This is a genomic window from Streptomyces djakartensis (assembly GCF_014651075.1).
GTDB classification, from domain to species: domain Bacteria; phylum Actinomycetota; class Actinomycetes; order Streptomycetales; family Streptomycetaceae; genus Streptomyces; species Streptomyces djakartensis.
Map to the genome: position 1 here is coordinate 205123 of NZ_BMWE01000013.1, position 23250 is coordinate 228372.

Here is a 23250-nt window from a genome sequence, read left to right on the forward strand (position 1 = left end):
TCGTCGGGCACGGGCTCACCCGTTCAGCCCTCGGTCGCGTGTTTGCCCGGTGTCAGGATCTCGTCGAGCACCCTGAGCACCGCCTCGTAGGACATCTGCCGCACCGTCGCGTCCCTCGCTTCCTGCGGGTCGGTCGCGCCCAGCTCCTCGCTCCTGTTCCGCCACGCCCGTTCCTCGCGCACCGCGCAGGCCCTCGCACGCTGGATGCGCCGCAGGAGTTCGTCAGAATCCACCACATCAATCATGTGGACCGCGTACCCCCGCAACGCGCGGAGATGGCACCGGGTCGCGGCCGTCGACGGACTTCCGCCGTTCCGGGGGGCTTTTCGGGCGAACCGGAGGTTTGCAGGTGCGGCGACAGGTGAGCCGAAGAGTGAGACCCCGCGGCGCCGCGCGGTGTGCGCGCCCCAGCGCCGTGGGCGGTGGAAGGCAACAGCGGGTCCGTGAGCCCGGGGTATGCCCGCGCGGCGGCCGCGGTACGCGGTCCGGATCCGGTTTCGTCCTGACCGACCAGGGAGCTTAAGGATGTGCGACGAGCACATGATCGAATCGGTATTCGAACCGCCCGGCGCGGACCGAGTCCGGCCGCGCAAGCCCGCCGAGGCGCGCCGGGCGGTGGAGCGGGCGGTCGCTGAACGCTGCCGGGCCACCCACACCCCTTGTGACGTGAACGCCCTGTCCGACGCGCTGCTGGTGGCGTCGGAGCTGACGACCAACGCCATCCTGCACGGCGGTGGCGTGACCGACTTCCAGGTGGACATCGACGGCCCCGGTGTGCGCGTCTCGGTGAGCGACCGCAGTGACGAACTGCCCGTGACGGCGCCGCGCGCCGACCCGCACGGACGGTTGCGGCACGGCGGCCACGGCTGGCCCATCGTCTGCAGGCTCGCGCGTGACGTCCGCGTGTCGGATCTGCCCGCCGGGGGCAAGTGCATCACCGCCGTCGTACCCCTCTCCTGAAGATCGTGTGCGGATTCCCCGCAGATTGCATTGCAAAGTGGAGTTTGTTCCACCGGGGGCAGGGCAGTCGCAGTTTCGTGCTTCGGACCGGAGGCGCGCCAGCGGGAGCGGTATGACCGCCCCGGAGGCCCTCCAGGCGATCCGGGTGGCGACGTTCCCGCGGTAATCCCTGAAACCCCCGTTGTTCAGGAGCGAATCCGCATGCTCATCGATACGCCCACGAACCGTCCCGGCACGCCCGAAACGGCGACCACCGCCACCCGGCGGCGGCACGACGACGCTCCGGACACCGCCGAGCTCTTCGCCCGGATGGCGGAGCTCGAGGAAGGGCCCGAGCGGGAAGCCGTCCGTGACGAACTGGTCACGCTGTGGCTGCCCATGGCCCACCGCATCGCCGGCCGCTTCCGCGACCGCGGAGAGTCGATCGAGGACCTCCGGCAGGTGGCCGCCCTGGGCCTGGTCAAGGCCATCGACCGCTTCGACCCGAGCCGGGGCGCCTTCGAGAGCTACGCCGTCCCGACCATCACCGGCGAGGTCAAGCGGCACTTCCGGGACCGCATGTGGGCCCTGCGGGTCCCCCGCCGTGTGCAGGAACTGCGCAACAAGGTGCGGGTGGCGCGCCGTGAACTCACCCAGAACCCGGGCAGCCCCGAGCCCTCGGTGGCGGACATCGCCGCCCACACCGGCCTGACCGAGGAAGAGGTCAGTGCCGGCATCGAGGCCCTGGAGAGCTTCAGCACCCTGTCGCTGGACGCCGAGCTCTCGGCCGACGACGACGGCTACAGCCTCGCGGACACCCTCGGCGCGTCGGACTCCTCCTACGACGTCGTGGTCGACCGCGAGTCCGCCAAGGAAGGCCTGCGCCGGCTGCCGGAACGCGAGCGGGCCATCCTCTACATGCGGTTCTTCGAGGACATGACACAGAGCCGCATCGCCGACCGGCTGGGCATCTCCCAGATGCACGTCTCCCGCCTCATCAGCCGCAGCTGCGCCCGAGTACGGGACGAAGTCCTGGGAGAGCGCGCGGCGGGCCGGGGCACCGGCGGCACCTCGACGACGGCCTGACCGACCGACCCACCAGGAGCGAAAAGACAATGCTGAGGCCCAACCCCGCCGTGCTGCGCCGCCTCGTCGAGGAGTACGAGGCCCTCGCGGCCTCGGAAGCGGCGAGTGAGCCGGCCGTCCGGAGCGCACGGACCCGCGACCTGGCGTACACGCTCTGCGTGTCCACCGGCACCCGGGACGTCGAGCTCGCCCTCGAGCTCGCCCACCAATGGCTCGCGGCCGCACCGCCGGTGGCCCGGGGAACCGCCCTGCTGACCGCCGCGGAGCACCGCATGCCGACTCCGGAGCCCGCGTGACGTACGTGTCGGCGTGACACGACGGGAGACGGGTGGCACCACAGGGCCCGGCCGACGGCGCATGCCGCGGCCGGGCCCACTCGCGTGCCGGAGGGCTCGCGTCACGAGCCGCGCCCCCGCCCTGACCGGAACGCGCTGGTCCGGCGGCTACGCCGCGTATGCGGCGTCGAACCCGGGGCATCCGCACTCCGGGAGGTCTATATGAACACGAGTGCGATGGCACGTACCGGAGGACTTCAGGCCCGGCGGGCGGCGCGGGGCTCGGTGACCGAAAGTGCGGCACGGGCGGGATTCGCCGCACGAGGGGTGATCTACCTGCTCGTCGGCGCGCTGGCGCTGCAGATCGCCTTCGGCGACACGCATGAGCAGGCCGACCGCGGCGGCGCCCTGGCGGAGTTGTCGCAGAAGCCCTTCGGCGCGGTGCTGCTCTGGGCACTGGGCATCGGGCTCGCCGGCATGGCCCTGTGGCGGCTGTCCGAGGCGCTCTTCGGCTCCGTCGGGAAGGACGGCCGGAGCCCCCGCAAGCGGCTGCTGGCGGCGGTCCGGTTCGCGTTCTACGTCTTCGTCGCCTACTCCGTGCTGTCGTTCGCGGCGACCCGGAACCAGAGCGGCGGCTCAAGCGACCGGCAGTCCCGGGACGTCACCGCCAGGGCGCTGGACATGCCCGCCGGTCAGTGGCTGGTCGGCGCGGCCGGGATCGCGATCGTCGCGGCCGGCGGCTGGATCGGCGTACGGGCGGTTCTGCGCAAGTACCACGACAAGCTGCGGATGGGGCAGATGAGCCCACGGACCCGGCAGCTGGTGGACGTCACGGGCGTGGCCGGCGGCGCCGCCCGCGGGCTGGTGTTCGCCGTGGCCGGCGTCTTCGCCGTCCGCGCGGCGATCGACTACCAGCCCGACCGGGCCAAGGGCCTCGACGACACCCTGCGCACCTTCGCCGGCACTCCGCTCGGCCCCTGGCTGCTGGTGTGCGTCGCGGCCGGGCTCGTGCTCTTCGGGATCTTCTCCTTCGCCATGGCCCGCTGGCGGCGGGTCTGATCGGCTCCGCGCGGGGAACACGAGACGAATGAGCGATTCCGAGATTCCGCAAGACGACGGCCGTCCCGTGGACGTGTACCTGGACCTCCTGCGCATCCGGATGGACACGGAGGACTACCGCCTCCTGATGCGTGTGGTGGAACCGGTCCTCGAGGCGATCGACGAGGAGCGCCTGTCCAGCCTCGACTTCGCGCTCGACTCCGGGGCCAATGACGAGCTGCCCCAGGAGGTCCGTGATGAGGTGGCCCTCGTCATCGCCACCGCCGTCACCGGCCGCCTGGACAACGAAGTGATCGAACTCGACGTCGACGACACCGGCCCGGTCAGGATCGTCACGGACGCCACCACGGCGTCCGACCCGGTCCGCCTCGGTGAGATCGCCGACTACATCAGGGAACGCCACCGGCAGACGGAGGAACTGCGCGGCATCGCCGAGGTGAGCGGACTGCCCACGGACTTCTGAGGCGGCCCGTGCTCCCCGCGCCTTCTCACCCCCGGGGCCCGGCCACCGGCACGCCCAGCGGCCGGGCGAGACCCACCACGGCCTCGTCCAGCCGCTCCAGATGCCGCAGCACGCGATCGGTGATCCGGCCGTAGCGCGGTGTCCCGGCGTCGGACCCGAGCAGCGAGGCGATGCTCGGCCCGGTCACCACCCGCGCGGCGGCGTGCTCGTCCGCGACCCGGGCCGCGATGGTCTCGATGTTGCGCACGGTCCGGGCCGCCGCCCCGCGCAGCCGCGGGTCCGCCGCGATCGAGGGATGCGTGGGCAGCAGCTCCGCGGTAGCCGCCAGCGTCCGCGCGTGGTACGCGCAGGTCTCCAGCAGCGCCACCACGTACCGGGCCGTGTTCCGCCGGGCCCGCAGCGGCGTCACCGGATGGGTCAGCGGCTGCGTCGCGGCCCGCAGATCGGCCAGCGCCTGGTCCAGGTCGCGTGACCTGTCCAGCAGTTCGTCCGCCGGCCCGCCGCTCAGCTGTCCGACGGCGGCCTCGGTGACATCGGCCAGCCGGTCCAGCACGGTGCCGAGCAGCTCGTTGGTCCGGCGGTCGGTCTGCACCGGCAGGACCAGCGCCGCCGCGACGACGCCACAGGCCGCGCCGAGCGCCGTCTCCTCCACCCGCAGCACGAGCACCTCGAGGCTGTAGGTGTGCAGCAACGTGTACAGCAGCCCCAGCATCGCGGTGACGAAGAACGACATCAGCGTGTAGGACAGCGGCGCCGTGTAGAACATCGCGAAGATCAGCACCAGCACCAGCGCGAACGCCGTCCAGGTGTGCTGCCCGACCAGGCCCGCCAGAACGATCCCGGCCACCACCCCGAACACCGTGCCCAGCAGCCGGCGGTAGCCCTTGACCAGGATCTCGCCGGTCGAGGCGGTGTTGAGGAAAACGATCCAGCACGTCAGCACCGCCCAGTACCAGCGCTGCGTGGACAGCAGTTCGCCCCCCACGATGGCCAGCGTCGAGCCGACCGTCACCTGGACCGCCGCGCGGGTGGTGGGCCGCCGCAGCCCCGTCTGCTCCTCCTGCGCCGCCTCCTCGCCGCCGTCGATCGCGGCGTCCTCGGCGTCCAGTTCCTCGCGTGAGCGGGCCGTGGCGGGAGTGTCGTCCGACTCGTCCTGCGGGCCGTCCAGTGCGATCCGCAGCCCCAGCACCGACCGCGCGGACTCGCCGATGCCGCGGAAGACGTCCTGGACGGCGGCGGGCGCGGACGGCAGGTTCTCCTCGTCCCGGTAGCCGAGCAGCCGGTTGCGCACATGGGCCAGCGCGGTCCCCGAGTCGCCGCTTCCGGCCCGCAGCACCAGGGTGCGCAGTGCCTGCAGATCACGGCGGAGCGTGGCGGTGGCCTCGTCCGGCACCGCCAGACGCCCCACCGCCGGAGCCGGGGCGCCCGGCAGATGCAGGGTGAGCGTGTCGGCCCGTTCGGCGCTGCGGGCGGTCAGCAGCAGCAGCCCCAGCCGCTCGGCGGCGATCTCGGCGTCCGCGATCCGGCGCTGCACCAGCCGCGCCGCCGACTCGTCCGGGGTGCCCTCCTCCAGCCGCCCCTGGATCATCATCGCCGTCTCGTGCAGCCGCGCGGTGCCCTCCCGCACGGCCTCGAGGGCCTTGTCCATCTCGTCCGGGCCGGCGTCGAGGAGATCGAGCTGCGCGGACACCAGCTGCGCCAGCCGGGCGCGGAAGGCCAGCCGCAGCCTCATCAGGACCCGCGTGGGCGTCGCCGGCACGACCGCGAAGCGCAGCAGGGCGCTGGAGCAGAACGCCAGGGCGATGGCCCCGCAGAGGGCGGGCAGCGAGGAGACGGTGGCGCCGACGAACAGGAACACGAAGTAGACCTGGAAGCCGATCAGCCCCAGCGCGGTGCCGCGGTCGCCGAACCGGCGCCCGTAGACCGCGCAGAAGATCAGGACGACGAAGAAGACGTCCCCGGCGAGACGCGCGTTGAGCACCGCGCCCAGGGAGACGGAGGCCAGCGCCACCGGCAGGCCCAGCGCCAGCGTCACGGCCTGGGCGCCCAGCTGCTTCTCCCGGATGGCGAAGGTGGCGACCATCGCCGCCATGGCCCCCGCCACCAGGAGGTGCACATCCACCCGCAGCAGCGCGAGGACGGCGAGAGTGAGGGCGATGGCGCCCACCGTCCGCAGCCCCGCGGTCAGGCGCAGCAGTCCGGGGTCGGACGCCGCGATCCGGTTCCGCAGTCGTGTCCGCACCGAGCGTCCCGCTGCCCTCACGCCGCCGCACTCTCTCCCGACTCACACCAAGATCCGGTTCTCAGCATGTCATGCCGCCGGCCGAGGCTCCCGTCCGGCCCGGTCCTACTCCCTCCGGGCGGCTCCCTCCACGCGCTCCCGCACCTGTTCCGGCGTCAGGTAGGCGTCGGTGTACTCGAAGTCCTTCAGCCTGGCGGCCTTGCGGGCCTGGAAGCCGGTCCGCACGAAGTCGTCGCCGGCCACCGCGTTGAGGAGCCAGTTCGTCATCACCCGCGTCTTGGCGACGTTGGTGCGCAGCGCCGACCAGTGGTAGCCGCGGGCGACGGCCTGGGCGGGCAGGCCCCGCAGTTCGATGCCCAGCGGCTTGGAGACCGCGTCGGTACCGCCGAGGTCGACGACGAGCCCGAGGTCCTTGTGGACGTACGGCTTCATCACCCCGCCCCGCAGCGAGGCGATGACGTTGTCGGCGACGTGCCTGCCCTGCCGCAGCGCGTGCTGCGCCGTGGGCGGGCACATGGCCCCGTCTCCCTTGGCCAGGTCGGGCACGGCCGCCGAGTCGCCGAGCGCGAACACCCCGTCGTCGCCCGGAAGATTCATCTCGGGGGCGACGGCGAGCCGCCCCTTGACGGTCTCCGCGCCCAGCGTGGCGATGAGGGGGCTGGCGACGACCCCGGCGGTCCAGATGAGCGTGCGGGTCGGCACCACCCGCCCGTCGGTGAAGGTGACCTCCTCGGGGCCCGCCTTGGCGATGGAGGTGCCCAGGGAGATCTCGATGCCGCGCCGGCGCAGGATCTCCTGCGCGCTGCCGCCGAGCTTCTCGCCCAGCTCCGGCATCAGCTTCGGCGCGATGTCGATCAGATGCCACTTGATCAGACCCGGATCCAGCCGGGGGTAGCGCTTGACCGCGGCATGCGTCAGCCGCTGCAGGCACGCCGCGGTCTCGGTGCCCGCGTAGCCGCCGCCGACCACCACGAACTGCAGCCGGGAGGCCCGCTCGTCGGGGTCCTGGCTCGCGTCGGCCAGATCGAGCTGCGAGATGACGTGGTCACGGATGTAGGCGGCCTCGGCGAGGGTCTTCATCCCGAAGGCGTGCTCGGTCAGCCCCGGGATGTCGAACGTGCGGGTGACGCTGCCGGGGGCCAGCACGATGTAGTCGTACGGCTCGTTGACGATCTGGTCGGTGATGGTGCGTATGACGCAGACCTTGGACTTCAGGTCGACGCCTATGGCGCCGCCGGGAATGATGCGGGTGCGGTACTTCTTGCTGCGGCGCAGCGAGACGGCGATCGACTGCGGCGTCAGCACGCCGGAGGCGACCTGGGGGAGCAACGGCAGGTAGAGCTGGTAGGCGAACGGCGTCACCAGCGTGACGTCGGCCTCGTCCGGGGAGAGTTTCCGTTCCAGACGGCGGACGCACTCCACGCCGGCGAAGCCTGCGCCAACCACCAGGATCCTGGGTCGTGTCACGGTGTTCATCCCTTTCTGCGGCTCCAGGCGGTCTGCCTCGAACGCCTTTCGCCTGCCCGGGGATCGCCGGTTCGCACCCCTTCGATCCCACCGCGTCCCGGACCGGTACGCCAGTCGTGGGCGGCGGGCAGACGAACACGTCGATCACCACCATGCCCCTGTCATGGCCGAAAAGCACCAGTCAGGAGTGAAGAACGCGTGCACAGACTCCGGTGGAACGGACCCCGCTCAGGGCGCCGCGTCCCCCCGGACGTGACACAGCAGCAGGCACACGTCGTCGTCACGCTCGGAATCACTCAGCAGCGGATGCAGGAGCCGGTCCGCCGAGCCCTCCAGATCCGCGTCGAGCTCCGCCGAACGGAACCCGCCGAGCGCCCGCGCCAGCCGCTCGATGCCCGGGTCTATGCCCTGCGCACGCCGCTCGACCAGCCCGTCCGTGTACAGCGCGAGCGTCGAGCCCGGAGACAGCCGCACCGTATGGTCGGAGATCTCCTGGGTGAGAGGAATGCCGAGCATGGCGCCCGGCTTGGCGTCCAGCGTCCGCACGGTCCCGTCGGCCAGCCGCAGCACCGGCGGCGGATGGCCCGCGGCGGCCCACGTCACCGTCGGCTCGTCCGGATGGAACCGGGCGATGACGGCGGTGGCGTACAGATCGGGCTGCAGATGGTGCAGGAACCGGTGCAGGCGGGTCAGCAGCCTGCCCGGGCTGTCGCCGTCCACCGCGTACGCCCGCAGCGCGGTGCGCAACTGGCTCATCATCACGGCCGCGTGCAGGCCGTGCCCGGTCACGTCACCGATGACGGTGATGAGACCGCCGTCCCGCTGCGGGAACGCGTCGTACCAGTCACCGCCGATGTTCAGCCCGTGGGTGGCCGGCAGGTACCGCGCCGCCAGGCTGAGCCCCGGCGTGGCCGGGAGATCCGTGAGCAGGGCGCGCTGCAGCGTCTCCGCGATGTCACGGTTGTGCTCGAAGCGCCGGGCGTTGTCGATCGCGATGCTGGCCCGCCGGGTGAGCTCGATCAGCATCACCGCGTCGTCCGGGTCCCAGCGCTCACCCGGCGGCGACAGGGTCAGGACCCCCAGCGGTGCCCGCCGCGTCGGCAGCGGAACGCACAGCAGCGGCCGCGTCGGGTCGAGCGCCGACGGCGGGTGGTCGTCCACACCGGGCAGGCCGCCGGGGTGATCGGCGGCGTACTGGGGCCGTCCGGTACGGGCCGCGACCACGGCGGCGGCCGGGTGCGACGCAGGCCCGCCCTTGTCGTCCTCGTGCTCGAACAGCCAGACGTCGACGCTGCGCGCGTACTCCGGCACCAGCAGGTCCGGCAGCCGGCGCACGATCTCCTCGTGGTTGAGCGAGGCCGTCAGCACGGCGCTCGCGTCCGCGAGGAACGTCAGCCGGCGACGGGCGCTCTCTGCCTCGTTGCGTGCGCTGCGCTCGGCGGCGAAGGCCTCACGCTGGGCCCGCCCGGCCGCGTCCAGCTCCGCGTGCAGCGCCAGGACGCCCTGGTTGGTCTGGTGCAGCTCCTCGCGGTGGAAGGCGACCAGGTCCTCCTGCTCGCTGAGCTTGTCCAGCACCGCGGCGGTGTCCTCGTCGGCGCCGAGCAGCGCCTCCGCCAGCGCCGCGGGGTCGTCGGCGACCGTGCCGTCCTCCGCGGCCGGGGACGCCTCGGGGCAGGGGACCGTGACCTCCCACGGTGGCTCACCGGCGGCGCACGCGTCCGGCGAGGGCGTCACCACGGCGTGCAGCAGACCCTCCTCGGCGGGGTCTCCCGCCAGGTCGAGGGTGAGCAGCCAGGTGCCGCCCTTGGTCAGGCACTGCCGCAGATGGGCGCTGAGGGCGGCGGCGAGCCGGGTCCGTTCGACGGTGGGCACACCGAACGCGGCGGCCAGGCGCGCGAGGGCGATACGAGCGCGTGCCGCGTCGGTGACGGTGGTGATCTGCCAAGTGCGCATCATGGGTGTTCCGGCGGGTTCGGAGTCAGCACGGCCACGGCGGTGTCGTCCCGCACCGGCCGGGCGGGACTGCTCGCGTCACGTATCGTCACGGCGGCCGTCACGGCCGGGTCGACCGCCCCCGCACCGGTGCCGGGCGGCGGCGTCCAGCGGCTGGGCAGACCGTCGGTGTGCAGGATCAGCAGCCGGTCCGCCGCCCAGTCGGCCTCCTCCTCGCGGAGGGTGGCGGGGCGGTGCACCCCGACTATGCCCGGCCGGGACAGCAGGGGACGCCAGGTGCCGTCCGTGCGCAGCCGCGCCCCCACGTTCCCGATGCCGGCGAACCGCAGCCGCCAGGACCGCAGGTCGAGCTGGGCCAGGGCGACGGCCGCGCCCCGGGTGCCCCTCAGCGCCTCGTGCAGCCGCCGCAGCGACTCGGCGGGGGCGAGGTGGGCCCACCGGTGCAGCGCCGCGACAGCGGCGGACGAGGCCCGGGCCGCCTCCGGGCCGTGCCCCAGCCCGTCCGCCAGCATCAGCGTCACCCGGTCTCCGGAACGCACCCAGGTCCACGCGTCACCCGAGTACTCGGCTCCGGCGTAGGGGATGTTCACGCCACCGGCCCGCACGCCGGCGACCGGTACGGAGCGACCCCGCAGGGAGTCGGCGTCCGCGAGGCGTTCGAAGGCGCCGTCCGCCGGCGCTCCCCGGAGACCCGGCTCGTTCCGCTGCGCGCCGCCGTCTCCCGCACCCGGCTCCCGCGGACCGGAGGCGTGCGCTGTCCGGGAGCCCGGTGTGTCTGCCGGCGCGCCACCGCCGGCGAACCCGGCGCCCGGCAGTCCGTGAGCCGGTCCGGTCCGGGAAGCCGGCTCGTCCGCCCACGCGGGGCTGTCCGCCGCGGCGCCCCCCGGCAGGCCACCGCCCGGTACGCCGGAAGGCCACCGACCGCTGCCGCCGGACCGCACGGAACCCGGCGCGGCGGTCAAGGGCGCTTCGCCCCAGGTGCCCGACACACCGTCGGGCCGCACCGTCACCGCCGGGCCGGCGGGCGCGCCGTCGCGGCGCCGCGTGGTGCCGACCCGGGCCGCCGCGACCGTGCCGCGGCCGGGCGTGCTGTGCAGGTGGAAGTCGTCGGCGAGCCGCAGGCACGTGCCGAGGCCCGCGCCCAGCGAACCGGTCGTGGAGAAACCGTCACGCAGCGCCGCCGGCACGTCGGGCACACCCGGGCCGTGGTCGAACGCGACGATCTGCACGACCCGGGGCCGCTCACCGCCCGGGCGCAGCACGGGCGGGTCCACGACGTCGATGAGTACCTGACCGCCCTCGGCGTGCTTGAGCAGATTCGTGGCGAGTTCGGTCGCGACCAGCGCGGCGGCCGCGGTGCGCCGCTCGTCGAGCCCGGCCAGCGCCGCCGCGCCCTCCGCGGCGGCCCGCGCGTCGCGTACCCGGGTCGAGTCGCGCACCGGGACGTCCCACACCCTCGGCATCAGGCCTCCTCGCGCGGACGCGGCGGCCGGCTCACCCAGCAGGTGACCCGCACGGTGGTGCCCGCGCCCGGTGCGCTGTCGATGTCGAAGTCGTGCACCAGGCGCCGCGCGCCGCTCAGTCCCATGCCGAGCCCACCGCCGGAGGTGTAGCCGTCGGTGAGCGCCTGGTCCAGGTCGGCGATGCCCGGCCCCTCGTCGGTGAAGGCCAACCTCAGGCCCCGCACGCCGCCGCCGCTGACCTGCGTCGCCTCCATCCGTCCGCCACCGCCGTGCACGAGGGTGTTGCGGGCCAGCTCACTGGCCGCCGTGACCAGCTTGGTCTGCTCCACCAGGCCGAAGCCGAGCCGGGCCGCGGCCTGCCGTACGTGCTGGCGCACCCACACCAGGTCCATGTCCGACCGGATGGGCAAGCAGGCCTCCACACCCGCGGCAGTGTGCATCACGGACTCTCCCGACGCGCACCGCCGGCGCGGGAGGCCGGGGCCTGCTGGGAGAGGAGTTCCATGCCCGCCTCGGTGCTGAGCGCGGTGCTCAGCCCCGGCAGCGTCAGGCCCAGTTCCACCAGTGTGATGGCGACCGCCGGACGCATACCGGCCACCACCGTCCGCGCGGCCAGCAGCTTGGCCTGCGCGGCGATCTCGGCCAGCACCCGGCCGAGGAAGGAGTCGACGATCTCCACGCCGGAGATGTCGATCAGGACACCGCGCACCCCGGTACGCACGATGGTGTCCGAGAGGTCCTGCTGAAGCTGCTGCGCCGTGCTGTCGTGCAGGTCTCCCTGCAACGTGACCAGCAGGACGTCGCCGAGCCGCAGGACCGGAACGTGGCCCGTGACGGGACGGGAGTGGGCGTCGTTCACCGCTGACCCGCACCCGGGTTCACGATGGCCGCGCCGAGCTGGTGCAGCGCGTAACCCAGCGCGTCCGAGAGGCTCGCACGGGTGATCACGTCCAGGTCCAGGCCCAGGTGGACCATGGTCTGCGCGATGGCGGGGCGGATGCCCGAGACGATGCACTCGGCACCCATCAGCCGCGCCGCCGCGACGGTCTTCATCAGGTGCTGCGCCACCAGTGAGTCGACCGTGGGCACCCCGGTGATGTCGAGGATCGCGAACCGGGCGTGCTGCTCGACGACGGCGTTCAGCAGCGTCTCCATCACGATCTGGCTGCGGGCACTGTCCAGCGTCCCGATCAGCGGTACGGCCACGATGCCGTCCCACAGCCGGATGACCGGGGTGGCCACCTCCAGCAGCTGCGTCCGCTGCCGGTCGCTGAGGGCCTGCCACTCGTTCAGTGCCGTCTGCATCGCCACCAGCCGCAGGGTGCCCATCAGCACCGTGAGCGCCGTCGAACACGCCCGCAGGTGCTCGGGCGGCGCCTGCTCCAGATCGGCGGCCAGCAGGTTCTCGACGGGCGGCCGCAGCGCGGCCAGCTCGCTGGAGACCTGGGTGTTCGACAGTCCGGCGCGGGAGCGGGCCGCGCCCATCCGGGCCAGCTGCTCGCGCACCGCGCTGAACCCCGCCGAATCCGGGTCCTCGACCTGCCCCGACTCGGCCACCTGCGCCAGCGCGTCCACGACGACCTTGCCCGCCTCCACCGCCTCGTCTCGGGAGACGGTGAACACGGTACGGAACAGCGGCTCGTCCGCCCACCGCTGGGCGATCTGCTCCTGCCGTCGCCGCAGGAAGTCGCTGACCTCGTGCGTGGGCGTGGCGAGCTGTCCGTCCGCTTCGTGCTCCGGCACCTGGTTCTCTCCTCATCCGCGTTGCGTCGGCCGAACCCGCTTCGGGCAACGAGACGGCTCTGTGACACTTGCCGGGCGACAACTCTAACCATGCGCCGACCTCGCACGACACCAGATCGGTAGCAAGCGATCCGGTTCAGGGCGACAGCGGTTGGCCGCCGCGGTCACCGGCGCGGCGCGGGGGAGGACCGACGTCCGGGCAGGGCGGAGCGAGGGCACCGGGCCGCCGGTCGAGCCGGGGCCGTGCCCGCTGGGGAACCTCGTTCGTCAGACGCCCTCGTCCCCCATTCCGTCGGGGACGGCCGGCCCTTCGTCGACGCGGGCCAGGGCCTCGTCCAGACTCTCCGATATCGGCACCGTGATGCTGACGCCGGTCAGTTCCAGGACGCGGCGTACGGCCGGGGTCGGGCTGATGACGTGCACGCTGCCGGCGTCCCCGCGGGTCTCCTGGTACACCCGCAGGATGATGTTCATCCCCGACGAGTCCATGAACGGGACGGACGAGAGGTCGAGCAGGAAGTGCCGTCGGCCGTGGTGGAGTTGGTTGGCCAGATGGGCCTGGAACTCGGTCGCGGTGTCGACGTCCAGGTAGCCGTCGACCGTGATCAGGGCCACGTCCTCCCTGGGCAGCTCGACTTCCACGGACAGCGGGTTCTGGGCGAGGGGCACGGGTACCTCCAACAAGTGCTACGGCCTGGGCAGGTCACCTCTGCGGATGACCGCGGTGCGGGGCGATGCCGGTCCTGGGGCGGGCTCTGATGCCTTTTCTCATGTGCCTCCCTTCGCTGCCGGGCTCCGTTCTCACCGCGCCCCGCGATTACCCCGGAAACCGCCCTCCATGCCTGCCGAACACGAAACGGCCCGGGCTCCCGGTACGGGCGTGCCCCCCGGGTCGCACGGCCGTGCGCCGAATGCGCTTGCGGCGGGAGGGTATTTGGTGCTGTGGAGAGGGGCGGGCGGGAGCCGTCCGCCCGGACTCGAGGGATCCGCACACCGCCAGGGAGGATGGAGCAGCGTGACCATCGACAGAATCTGGTCGTACGCGCCGGGCAGCGGTCACGTGGAGGGGGTGGACCTGACCGGGTTCACCGTCGCCGCGACCGACGGCACGATCGGGCACGTGGACCGGGAGGCGGCCCCGCACGGCATGCGGCACCTGGTCGTCGACACCGGCGTCTGGGTGTTCGGCCGCAGCGTCCTGGTGCCGGCCGGGGTGGTCACCGTCGTCGACGGGCAGGCCCGGAAGATCACGCTGGCGTGCAGCAGGTCAGACGCCAAGGCCGCGCCTCGCTTCCAGACGGACAGCGAGACCAGGGACCGGGAGTACCTGACCGCCGTGGGCGACTACTACGACCGGCTGCCTCCGCGCGAGACGGCCCCGGCCTGAGCGAACCGGGTCCGGGGAACCGGATCCGCGAACCGGTCACGGGCGCGCCGCGCCCGTGACATTCCCGGTTCACCAGGGCAGGAAGACGTGCACGTCCTTGCCGCGCTCGTCGGTCACCACGCTGACCTGGTCGCACAGGGTGTGGATCAGGTGCCAGCCGATGCCTCCGCCACCGCTGCGCGGATCGAAGGGACGGGGGGCGGGTTCCGTGGTGCTGCTGTCATGAAGGACCACATGCACCCCGTCGTAGGTCCGGCGCATCCGCAGCGCGAACGGGCCCGGCGCGTACTGGACCGCGTTGGCGGCCAGTTCCGTCACCACCAACAGAATGTCGTCCCAGTACTCGGGGGCAGAGGGTGGCGAGGAGCGTGCCAGATCGCGCAGGAACTCCTCCGCGGCCAGTCGCGCACCCGTCACGTCGTGCGGCTCGCCCACGAAGCTGTTCGTGCGGCTCGGGATCTCCTCGGAGGTCAGTGCGTCATCCCCACGCGGCTCGGTTGACATATCGCCTTTCCGGCCCGGCGTCAGCAAGGGCTGTCGTCAGGGCTGTCGTCCTTTCTCTTGCGTCGCCACTGTTGCGTGTTCCCGTGGGGGCGGGGCCTACTCGTCCGGCTCCATCTCAGCGGAACACATTGTCGGAGTCGTCCCAGTTCGAGGGTTCCTGCGGGGTGCTCGCCCGCCCGGGACGCCTGCGTGTGTCGTACATCGCGTCGATCTCGGACGCGTAGTGCCGCGCGATCTCGTCCCGGCGCAGCTTCATCGAGGGCGTCAGCATCCCGTTGGCCACGTCGAACGGCTCCGGCAGGACCCGGAACACCCGGATCGACTCCGATGGTGAGACGGAGCTGTTGGCCGCCGCCACGGCGCGCGCGACCTCCTCACGCAGCGCGTTCTCCTCGCGTGCCTCCCGCAGCTCACCCTGGAGCGCCAGCGCTGCCCGCCAGTGCGCGAGGAACTCCGGATCCAGCGTGATGAGGGCACCGACACACGGCCGGTTGTCGCCCACGACCACGGCCTGGTGGATCAGCGGATGCATCCGCAGCCGCTGTTCCAGGGCGGCCGGGGCGACGCTCTTGCCGCCGCTGGTGACGATGATGTCCTTCTTGCGGCCGGTGATCGTCAGATAGCCCTCGGAGTCGAGCTGCCCCAGATCCCCCGTGGCCAGCCAGCCGCCGCGCAGCGCGGCCCGGGTGGCGGCCTCGTCGCCCAGGTAGCCCTGGAACACCGACGGCCCGCGCACCAGGATCTCCCCGTCCTCGGCCACCTGGATCTCCGTCCCCGGCAGCGACTGCCCGACGGTCCCCGACTTCTCCCGGCCCAGCGGCTGCATCGTCACCCCGCCCGCCGTCTCCGTCAGACCGTAGCCGTCGTGCACGTAGATGCCGATGCCCTCGTAGAAGAGTGACAGGTCCCGGCTGAGGGGGGAGCCGCCCGACGTCGCCCGCCGTACCCGGCCGCCCAGCGCGGCCCGCAGCCTGCGGTACACGGTGCGCTCGTACAGGGCGTGCTGGAGCCGCAGGTCCAAGCCGGGACCGCGGCCCCGGCCCAGCCGCTGGCGTTCCACAGCCGCGGCGAAGTCCCGCGCGGTCTCGGCGGCCCGCTCGAACAGCGCGCCGTTACCCCCCTGCTGGGCCGTGCGCAGGAAGTTCTTGTAGATCTTCTCGAAGACCGACGGGACCGCGTAGAAGTACGTGGGCCGGAAGGACCGCAGTGCCGACGACAGCGCCTGATCGCCCAGGTCGCACTGGTGCCCCATCAGCAGGCCACCGCGCAGGCACAGGCCCTGGATCATCAGCCCGTACACGTGGGAGAAGGGCAGGAACGCCAGCACGGAGCCCTGCTCGCCGGGCGGAGCCGCGGTGTGGCCCCAGCCCCTCAGCAGCGTGTCACAGGGCGCGGCCAGGTTGCGGTGGCTCAGGGCGCAGCCCATGGCGTGGCCGGAGGTGCCGGAGGTATAGGCGATGACGGCGGTCGAGTCCGGCAGCACGATGCGGCGCATCGAGTCGACCGTGGTGAGCGGGACGGGCTCGCCGCGTACCGCCAGGTCCTCCAGCGCGCCCGCGTCCAGCTGCCAGACGTGGCGCAGCAGCGGCAGCGACGCGCACACCGAGCCGACCGTCATGACGCCCTGTTCGTCCTCGACCACCACGCCCACACAGCCGGCGTCCCGCAGGATCCACTCCACCTGGTCGCGCGACGACGTCGGGTAGACCGGTACGACCTCGGCCCCCACGGCCCACAGCGCGTAGCACAGGACCGTCCACTCGTAGCGGGTGCGTGCCATGATCGCCACGCGGTGGCCGGGCGCGATCCCGGAGGCGATCAGCCCCTTGGCCACGTCCACCACCTCGTCGCGCAGCTCGATCGCCGTCACCTCCTCCCACGTGGCGGAGGCGGGAGAGGCGCGGCGGGCCAGCAGCGGTCTGGTGGGTTCGCGGTCCGCCGCCTCGAAGACACTGTCGGCGAGCCCCCCGGTGAGGGGCGGGACGGCAGGTGGAGCGAGGGCGAGGTCACGCATGCACTGCTCCTGACATGTACGGGGTGTGACGTTGCCGACGGGTACCGTCATCGGCGGGGCTCGAATGTAGTCGAGGCAGGGCTCGAAGGGGTCCGGAAATACGGAAGTGGTCCCCACTGATGATCTCGGCGGGATCGGGGGACCCGGACGGCATGAGTCACTACAGTCCTGATCCCGAACCCGAACGCTCCACCGGTCTGGAGCCCGGCGGCGGGGTGCCGCCGGGCGAGACCCCGCCCGCGGAGAGCAGCATGCCCGAGGCGCTGCCCCGGGAGACGCACAACCCGCCCAAGGGCTGGGCCAAGGCACCACTGACCCTGATCATCGTCCTCGCGGTGCTGATCGCGGCGTTCTTCCTGGCCTACGCCCTCGTCCTGATCCTCTGACCCCGTATCCCCTGACCGCCCGCCCCGACCCCCACCGCGCGACAGGCGGGACGCCTCACGCCTGCGTGTGGCGCACGCACTCGGTGACGACGTCCCGCAGGCTCCCCGTGCGCTCCATCAGCTCGCGCTGCACCTGGGCGCCGTTGCCGTCCCGCAGCAGTTCGTCACAGGCTTCCCGGGCCCGCTCGAGGTCACCGGTGTCCGCGAGGGCCTCCTCGACATGGTCCAGCAGGGCACGGACGACATCCTTGGCGGGCATGCGCCGCATGGTCGCCGGGTGCAGCAGCTCGCCCGTCAGACCGGAGCGGGCGGCCTGCCAGTCGGCGAGCTGCAGCAGGCTGACACTGTGGCCGAGTGGTTCCCGCCCGGCCCGCCACTCTCGTGCGGCCGTCTCCACCAGCCCGCGGGCCAGGGTGGCGATCAGCACGGCCGTACCGGCGTGCAGGCAGACGTCCGAGACCCGGATCTCCACCGTCGGATACCGCTGGGACAGCCGGGCGTCGAAGTAGATCATCCCGTCGTCGAGGATGGCGCCGGTGGCCACCATGTCCGCGATCAGGCGGTGGTACCGCTCGGCCGAGCCGAAGATCTCGGTCGGGCCGGCCGACGGCCAGCGCAGCCACACCCGGCTCCGGTAGCTGCTGTACCCCGAGTCGTTGCCCTGCCAGAACGGCGAGTTCGCACTGAGGGCCTTGAGGACCTGAAGCCAGGGCCGCACCCGGTCGATGACCGCGACGCCCTCCTCCTCGGACTCGATCGACACGTGCACATGGCAGCCCAGGACGAGCTGCTCCCGGGTGGCGATGCCGTACTGGTCCGCCATCCACCGGTAACGCCGGCTGACGCCGACCGCCGGGCTGACCGGCAGCGGGGAGGTGGCGAGCGCCGCCACGGTGCAGCCGATCTCGCCGGCGTGCCGGGCGGCCTCCTTGCGGCAGCGGACGATCTCCGCGTGCAGGCTCTCCATCGACGACTGCGGATGTGTGGCGAACTCCAGCATCTGCTCGTGGAGTTCCTTCTCGAAAACGTCCTGATCGGCGTCGTCCTGCTCGGCCCGGGCGAGCACCGCTGCGGACAGCGCCCGCGGTTCCCCGGTCTCCGGATCGACAAGGAGGAGCTCCTCCTCCACTCCGACGGTGCGCACCCTGAAGCCCGCCCTTCTGTGTCCTGCCGCATCGGCCACCGGGTTTCCCGGTGGTACGACCCCCAGTGCCCCTCACAGCCGTTGGGACACCTGGTGGGGCGGCAGGACTTCACCGAGCGAACGGCGTCAGCCACACGGTGGCCAGCGGCGGCAGGGCGAGCCGGACCCAGCCGTCCTCCGGCTTGACGGGATCGGGGTTGGTCACGCCGCTGCCCCCGTAGCGCCTGTCGTCGGTGTTGAGCGTCTCCTGCCAGGCGAGCACGTCGCACGGGACCCGCAGGCCGTAGTCGTGCCGGACGACCGGGGAGAAGTTCGACACCACGAGCAGCGGGCCGCCCTCCGCGTCGTACCTGAGGAACGCGAACACGTTGTCGTCGGCCGAGTCCACCGCGACCCACCGGAAGCCCTCCGGGCGGGTGTCGCACTGCCACAGCGCCGGGGTCGCCAGGTACACCGCGTTCAGGTCGCGGACCAGGTCACGCACGCCCCGGTGGTCGCCCGCCGAGTGGTAGCCGTCGTCCAGCAGCCACCACTCCGGCCCCTTCTCCACCGACCACTCGGCCCCCTGCGCGAACTCCTGCCCCATGAACAGCAGCTGCTTGCCGGGGTGGCTCCACATGAAGCCCAGGTAGGCACGGACGTTGGCGCGCCGCTGCCACCAGTCGCCCGGCATCTTCGACACCAGCGCCTGCTTGCCGTGCACGACCTCGTCGTGGGAGATCGGCAGCACGTAGTTCTCGCTGTAGGCGTAGACCATCGAGAAGGTCATCTCGTGGTGGTGGTACTTGCGGTGCACCGGCTCATGGGAGACGTACTCCAGCGAGTCGTGCATCCAGCCCATGTTCCACTTCAGCCCGAAGCCCAGTCCGCCGGTGTCGGTGGGCCGGGTCACCCCGCCCCAGGCGGTGGACTCCTCCGCGATGGTGACCACGCCCGGGGCACGCCGGTACACGGTCGCGTTCATCTCCTGCAGGAAGGCCATGGCCGCCAGGTCCTCCCGGCCGCCGTACGCGTTGGGCTCCCACTGGCCGTCCTCGCGCGAGTAGTCCAGGTAGAGCATCGAGGCGACCGCGTCCACGCGCAGCCCGTCGATGTGGAACTCCTCGCACCAGTACACCGCGTTCGCGACGAGGAAGTTGCGCACCTCGGTGCGGCCGAAGTCGAACTCGTAGGTGCCCCAGTCCGGGTGCTCGGCGCGCCGGTCGTCCCCGGGCTCGTACAGCGGGTCCCCGTCGAAGCGGGCCAGCGCCCAGTCGTCCTTCGGGAAGTGCGCCGGCACCCAGTCCATGATCACACCGATGCCGGCCCGGTGGCAGGAGTCGACGAAGTGCCGGAAGTCGTCCGGGGTCCCCAGCCGCGCGGTCGGCGCGTAGAAGCCCGTGACCTGGTAGCCCCAGGAGCCGTGGAAGGGGTGCTCGGCGACCGGCATCAGCTCCACGTGCGTGAAGCCGAGGTCCTTGACGTAGGCGGGAAGCTCCTCGGCGAGCTGCCGGTAGCCGAGCCCCGGACGCCAGGACGGCAGGTGCACCTCGTACACCGAGAACGGCGCCTCGTGCACGGGCGTGTCCGCGCGGTGCGCCATCCACTCGGCGTCGCCCCACTCGTAGTGCGAGGCCGTCACGATCGACGCCGTGTCGGGCGGTTCCTCGGTGCGCCGGGCCATCGGGTCCGCCTTGAGGAAGCGGTGGCCGTACCGGGAGTGGATCTCGAACTTGTACGCGGTGCCCTCGCCGACGCCCGGCAGGAACAGCTCCCACACGCCGGACGCGCCGAGCGAGCGCATCGGGAACTGCGTCCCGTCCCAGTAGGTGAAGTCCGTGGCGACCCGCACGCCGCGGGCGTTCGGCGCCCACACCGTGAACCGGGTGCCGCGCACGCCCTGGTGGGTCATGGGCTGCGCGCCGAGCGCCTGCCACAGCTGCTCGTGCCGGCCCTCGCGGATCAGGTGCAGGTCGAGCTCGCCGAGCGCGGGCAGGAAGCGGTACGGATCGTGCGTCTCCTGTTCACCGCCCTCGTAGGCGACGTGCAGCGTGTACTCGGGGATCTCGTCCAGCGCCAGCACACCCGAGAAGAGGCCGTCGCCCTCCGAGACGAGGGCGGTGCGCCTGCCGCCGGTCACCACGCTCACCGCGCGGGCGAACGGCCGCAGCGCCCGGAACACGACCCCGCCCGGCACCTGATGGGCGCCCAGCAGCGCGTGCGGATCGTGGTGGGCGCCCGCAAGCAGACGGCCGCGGTCCTGCGGGCTCAGGGCGGGCGCGGACGTGCCGGGGACCGGGCCGGACGGCTCCGGGATTGAGGTGTCTCGCATGGCCACGGCTCAGTCTCCTCTCACGGCGAGGCGCTCGATGGCCGCCATCGGAACAGGCAGCCAGTCGGGGCGGTGCCGTGCCTCGTACAGCACCTCGTACACGGCCCGGTCCGTCTCGTAGGCGCGGAGCAGTCCGTGTTTCTTGCGCGGATCCCAGCCGGCACGGGCCGCGTAGCCCGCGCAGTAGGCCTCGCGGCAGCGGCGGGCCCATTCCGGGCGCCAGGGGCGGCGCTGCCGGGCGGCGTAGTCGAAGGAGCGCAGCATGCCCGCGATGTCCCGCACGGGGGAGTGGGCGCTGCGCCGTTCGGAGAGCGGCCGGGACGGCTCGCCCTCGAAGTCGATCACGAACCACTCGCGCCCCGCCCGCAGCACCTGACCGAGGTGCAGGTCGCCGTGGATGCGCTGGGCGGGCGGGCCGGGGTCGCACCCGGCGAGGGCGGCGAACGCGGTGCGCAGGCCCGGCACGAACGGCCGGAGCGCGGGCACGCAGTGCGCGGCGGCGTCCAGCCGCTCGGTCATGGCCGCCGCCGTGCGCCCGTTCTCCCCGGGCACCCCGGCCGGGAAGGCCGAGGCCAGTGCGAGGTGAACCTCCGCGGTGGCCGCGCCGATCGCCCGGGCCTGCGCCGTGAAGTCGTCGCCGGCGGCCAGGGCGTGCAGCGCCAGCGTCCAGCCGTCGGAGGCGTCGCGCAGATACGGCTGCAGGACGCCGAGCGTGGCCGTGAACGGATGCTTCGTCTGGAACCAGGCCACGGGCGCCGGAACGCGGTGGCAGCCCTGCCGGGCCAGCGCGCCCGGCACCTCCAGGTCCGGGTTGACGCCCGGCTGGATGCGCCGGAAGACCTTCAGGATGTACTCGTCGCCGTAGACCAGGGAGGAGTTGGACTGCTCGGCGTCCAGCAGCCGCGGCACCAGCCCGGCCGGCACCTCCTGGTCAGGGTCACGGTCGAAGCGCAGGAAACCGTGGGTGCCGGGGTGTCGCAGCCGGTCCAGGAGCAGTTGCGTCGTACGAGGGTCGTGCAGTGCGTCGTAGACCGTCAGCCCGGCCAGCGGCCCGTCCTGCACCCGCCCGACGAGCGCCCGGCCGAGGCGCGGCGACGGCTGCTCCCGGACGCCGAGCAGCAGCTGGTAGCAGTCACCGGCCGCAGGAGCCCCACCGGGCGAGGGCACGCCCGTGTGACCCGCGTGTCCGGCGTGCACCAGCAGGTGCAGACAACCCGGGAACAGCTCGGTCAGCGACAGCAGTCCGAGCTCGGTGACGGGCCGGTCCTTCCCCGCGAACCAGCGCTGCCGCGGCAGCCACTCGCGCAGCAGCCCGCCGAGTGACTCCATGGGCTCGGCCAGGCGGGTGAGGCCCGGGCGCAGCGATGCGGTCTCCGGCATGGTCACGCCTCCTCTCGTCGGCGCTTGCTCACAGCCGCCTGCCGATGCGGGAGGCGACTCGGGTGAGCCGGAACCAGTAGAAGCCGTGGCCCCCGAGGGTCAGCAGGTAGGGCAGTTCACCGATGGCCGGGAAGCGGACGCCGCCGAACAGCTCGACCGGGTGCCGTCCCTCGAAGGCGCTCAGGTCCAGCTCCGTGGGCTGCGCGAACCGCGCGAAGTTGTTCACGCAGAGCACCAGGTCGTCCTTGTACTCCCGCAGGAAGGCCAGAACCGCGGGGTTGGAGGAGGGCAGTTCCGTGTAGGAGCCGAGTCCGAAGGCGGGGTTCTGCTTGCGGATCTCGATCATGCGGCGGGTCCAGTGCAGCAGGGACGACGGCGAGGCCATCGACGCCTCGACGTTGGTGACCTGGTGGCCGTAGACCGGGTCCATGATCGCGGGAAGGAAGAGGCGGCCCGGGTCACAGGTGGAGAAGCCGGCGTTGCGGTCCGGGGTCCACTGCATCGGTGTGCGCACCGCGTCCCGGTCGCCGAGCCAGATGTTGTCGCCCATCCCGATCTCGTCGCCGTAGTAGAGGATCGGCGAGCCGGGGAGAGCCAGCAGCAGCGCGGTGAACAGCTCGATGGTGTGCCGGTCGTTGTCCAGCAGGGGGGCGAGGCGCCGGCGGATGCCGATGTTGGCGCGCATCCGAGGGTCCTTGGCGTACTCGGCCCACATGTAGTCGCGCTCTTCGTCGGTGACCATCTCGAGCGTGAGCTCGTCGTGGTTGCGCAGGAACATGCCCCACTGGCAGCCCGAGGGGATGGCCGGGGTCTTGGCCAGGATCTCGGAGACCGGGTAGCGGGACTCGCGCCGCACGGCCATGAAGATGCGCGGCATGACCGGGAAGTGGAACGCCATGTGGCACTCGTCGCCGCCGCTCGGATAGTCGCCGAAGTAGTCGACGACGTCCTCGGGCCACTGGTTGGCCTCCGCCAGCAGCACCGTGTCCGGGTACTGCGCGTCGATCTCCTTGCGCACCCGCTTCAGGAACGCGTGGGTGGCGGGCAGGTTCTCGCAGTTGGTGCCCTCGGCGGCGTAGAGGTACGGCACCGCGTCCAGCCGGAAGCCGTCGATGCCCAGGTCCAGCCAGAACTTCAGCGCGGCCAGGATCTCCTCCTGCACGCGCGGGTTCTCGTAGTTGAGGTCCGGCTGGTGGGAGAAGAAGCGGTGGAAGAAGTACTGGCCGCGCACCGGGTCGTGGGTCCAGTTCGACGTCTCCGTGTCGACGAAGATGATCCGCGCGTCCGGGTAGCCCTTGTCGTCGTCGGCCCACACGTAGTAGTCGCCGTAGGGGCCGTCGGGGTCCTTCCTGGACTCCTGGAACCACGGGTGCTGGTCGCTGGTGTGGTTCATGACGAAGTCGATGATCACGCGCATGCCGCGCTGGTGGGCGG

At 72.2% G+C, this 23250-nt stretch carries 21 protein-coding genes and 2 pseudogenes; 7 read left to right on the forward strand and 16 right to left on the reverse strand.

Going from position 1 to position 23250, the window contains the following annotated elements; genetic code table 11:
• Positions 1-23 precede the first annotated feature (23 nt).
• Positions 24-245: a nucleoside-diphosphate kinase gene (locus IE212_RS23380; protein ID WP_190199871.1), complete on the reverse strand. Its 222-nt coding sequence runs from the start codon at positions 243-245 to the stop codon at positions 24-26.
• Between the two features lie 280 nt (positions 246-525).
• On the opposite strand from IE212_RS23380, the gene IE212_RS23385 reads away from it, so the two are divergent.
• From IE212_RS23385 to IE212_RS23405, 5 genes are all read left to right on the forward strand, one after another.
• Positions 526-960 (forward strand): ATP-binding protein, encoded by a 435-nt coding sequence (locus IE212_RS23385; RefSeq protein WP_190199872.1) that lies wholly within the window; start codon positions 526-528, stop codon positions 958-960.
• A 201-nt stretch (positions 961-1161) separates the two neighbouring features.
• Positions 1162-2025, forward strand: coding sequence for a SigB/SigF/SigG family RNA polymerase sigma factor (locus IE212_RS23390; protein WP_190199873.1), 864 nt, complete (start codon positions 1162-1164; stop codon positions 2023-2025).
• Between the two features lie 29 nt (positions 2026-2054).
• Positions 2055-2321, forward strand: coding sequence for a DUF5133 domain-containing protein (locus IE212_RS23395; protein WP_190199874.1), 267 nt, complete (start codon positions 2055-2057; stop codon positions 2319-2321).
• A gap of 201 nt (positions 2322-2522) precedes the next feature.
• A complete protein-coding gene (locus tag IE212_RS23400; RefSeq protein ID WP_190199875.1) occupies positions 2523-3359 on the forward strand; it encodes a DUF1206 domain-containing protein in 837 nt (278 codons plus the stop codon).
• Between the two features lie 28 nt (positions 3360-3387).
• Entirely contained in the window at positions 3388-3822 is a 435-nt protein-coding gene (locus tag IE212_RS23405) for a hypothetical protein (RefSeq protein ID WP_190199876.1), read from the forward strand.
• A gap of 25 nt (positions 3823-3847) precedes the next feature.
• Here the strand turns inward: IE212_RS23405 and IE212_RS23410 are convergent, their stop codons facing one another.
• The 9 genes and pseudogenes from IE212_RS23410 to IE212_RS23450 form a co-directional block, all read right to left on the reverse strand.
• Positions 3848-6085, reverse strand: a complete 2238-nt coding sequence (locus tag IE212_RS23410; protein WP_190199877.1) for an FUSC family protein — start codon at positions 6083-6085, stop codon at positions 3848-3850.
• Positions 6086-6169: 84 nt separating this feature from the next.
• Positions 6170-7540, reverse strand: coding sequence for an NAD(P)/FAD-dependent oxidoreductase (locus tag IE212_RS23415; protein WP_190199878.1), 1371 nt, complete (start codon positions 7538-7540; stop codon positions 6170-6172).
• Positions 7541-7759: 219 nt separating this feature from the next.
• Positions 7760-9487 (reverse strand): PP2C family protein-serine/threonine phosphatase, encoded by a 1728-nt coding sequence (locus tag IE212_RS23420; RefSeq protein WP_190199879.1) that lies wholly within the window; start codon positions 9485-9487, stop codon positions 7760-7762.
• Positions 9484-10095: pseudogene (locus IE212_RS35040) on the reverse strand (SpoIIE family protein phosphatase); the annotation flags it as partial. The gene IE212_RS23420 and the pseudogene IE212_RS35040, both read right to left, overlap by 4 nt.
• A gap of 434 nt (positions 10096-10529) precedes the next feature.
• Positions 10530-10947, reverse strand: a pseudogene (locus IE212_RS23430) (anti-sigma regulatory factor); the annotation flags it as partial.
• Positions 10947-11387 carry an anti-sigma regulatory factor gene (locus tag IE212_RS23435; RefSeq protein WP_190199907.1) on the reverse strand — a complete coding sequence of 147 codons (441 nt, stop codon included), beginning with the start codon at positions 11385-11387 and terminating at the stop codon, positions 10947-10949. The gene IE212_RS23435 and the pseudogene IE212_RS23430, both read right to left, overlap by 1 nt.
• The gene (locus IE212_RS23440) at positions 11387-11806 is read right to left on the reverse strand and encodes an STAS domain-containing protein (protein ID WP_190199880.1); all 420 of its coding nucleotides are present in this window, start codon (positions 11804-11806) and stop codon (positions 11387-11389) included. The genes IE212_RS23435 and IE212_RS23440 overlap by 1 nt, the downstream gene beginning before the upstream one ends.
• On the reverse strand, positions 11803-12690 hold the full coding sequence (locus IE212_RS23445) for an STAS domain-containing protein (protein ID WP_190199881.1): 888 nt from the start codon (positions 12688-12690) through the stop codon (positions 11803-11805). Before IE212_RS23445 ends, IE212_RS23440 begins: the two co-directional genes overlap by 4 nt.
• Positions 12691-12957: 267 nt before the next feature.
• Positions 12958-13359: an STAS domain-containing protein gene (locus tag IE212_RS23450; protein WP_190199882.1), complete on the reverse strand. Its 402-nt coding sequence runs from the start codon at positions 13357-13359 to the stop codon at positions 12958-12960.
• A gap of 346 nt (positions 13360-13705) precedes the next feature.
• On the opposite strand from IE212_RS23450, the gene IE212_RS23455 reads away from it, so the two are divergent.
• The gene (locus IE212_RS23455; protein ID WP_190199883.1) at positions 13706-14077 is read left to right on the forward strand and encodes a PRC-barrel domain containing protein; all 372 of its coding nucleotides are present in this window, start codon (positions 13706-13708) and stop codon (positions 14075-14077) included.
• Between the two features lie 69 nt (positions 14078-14146).
• Here the strand turns inward: IE212_RS23455 and IE212_RS23460 are convergent, their stop codons facing one another.
• Together IE212_RS23460 and IE212_RS23465 are read right to left on the reverse strand one after the other, a co-directional pair.
• On the reverse strand, positions 14147-14581 hold the full coding sequence (locus tag IE212_RS23460) for an ATP-binding protein (RefSeq protein WP_190199884.1): 435 nt from the start codon (positions 14579-14581) through the stop codon (positions 14147-14149).
• Between the two features lie 115 nt (positions 14582-14696).
• The gene (locus IE212_RS23465; RefSeq protein ID WP_190199885.1) at positions 14697-16595 is read right to left on the reverse strand and encodes an AMP-dependent synthetase/ligase; all 1899 of its coding nucleotides are present in this window, start codon (positions 16593-16595) and stop codon (positions 14697-14699) included.
• Positions 16596-16747: 152 nt separating this feature from the next.
• Between IE212_RS23465 and IE212_RS23470 the strand changes: the two genes are divergently transcribed.
• Positions 16748-16981: a DUF6480 family protein gene (locus IE212_RS23470; protein WP_190199886.1), complete on the forward strand. Its 234-nt coding sequence runs from the start codon at positions 16748-16750 to the stop codon at positions 16979-16981.
• A gap of 55 nt (positions 16982-17036) precedes the next feature.
• On the opposite strand, the gene IE212_RS23475 is transcribed toward IE212_RS23470, so the two are convergent.
• The 4 genes from IE212_RS23475 to treS form a co-directional block, all read right to left on the reverse strand.
• The gene (locus tag IE212_RS23475; RefSeq protein WP_190199887.1) at positions 17037-18125 is read right to left on the reverse strand and encodes a glutamate--cysteine ligase 2; all 1089 of its coding nucleotides are present in this window, start codon (positions 18123-18125) and stop codon (positions 17037-17039) included.
• Between the two features lie 109 nt (positions 18126-18234).
• Entirely contained in the window at positions 18235-20442 is a 2208-nt protein-coding gene (gene glgB / locus IE212_RS23480) for a 1,4-alpha-glucan branching enzyme (RefSeq protein ID WP_190199888.1), read from the reverse strand.
• Positions 20443-20445: 3 nt separating this feature from the next.
• Positions 20446-21816 (reverse strand): maltokinase N-terminal cap-like domain-containing protein, encoded by a 1371-nt coding sequence (locus tag IE212_RS23485; protein ID WP_190199889.1) that lies wholly within the window; start codon positions 21814-21816, stop codon positions 20446-20448.
• 28 nt (positions 21817-21844) lie between these two features.
• On the reverse strand, positions 21845-23250 hold a 1406-nt coding region (gene treS / locus IE212_RS23490), incomplete at its 5' end, for a maltose alpha-D-glucosyltransferase (protein WP_190199890.1).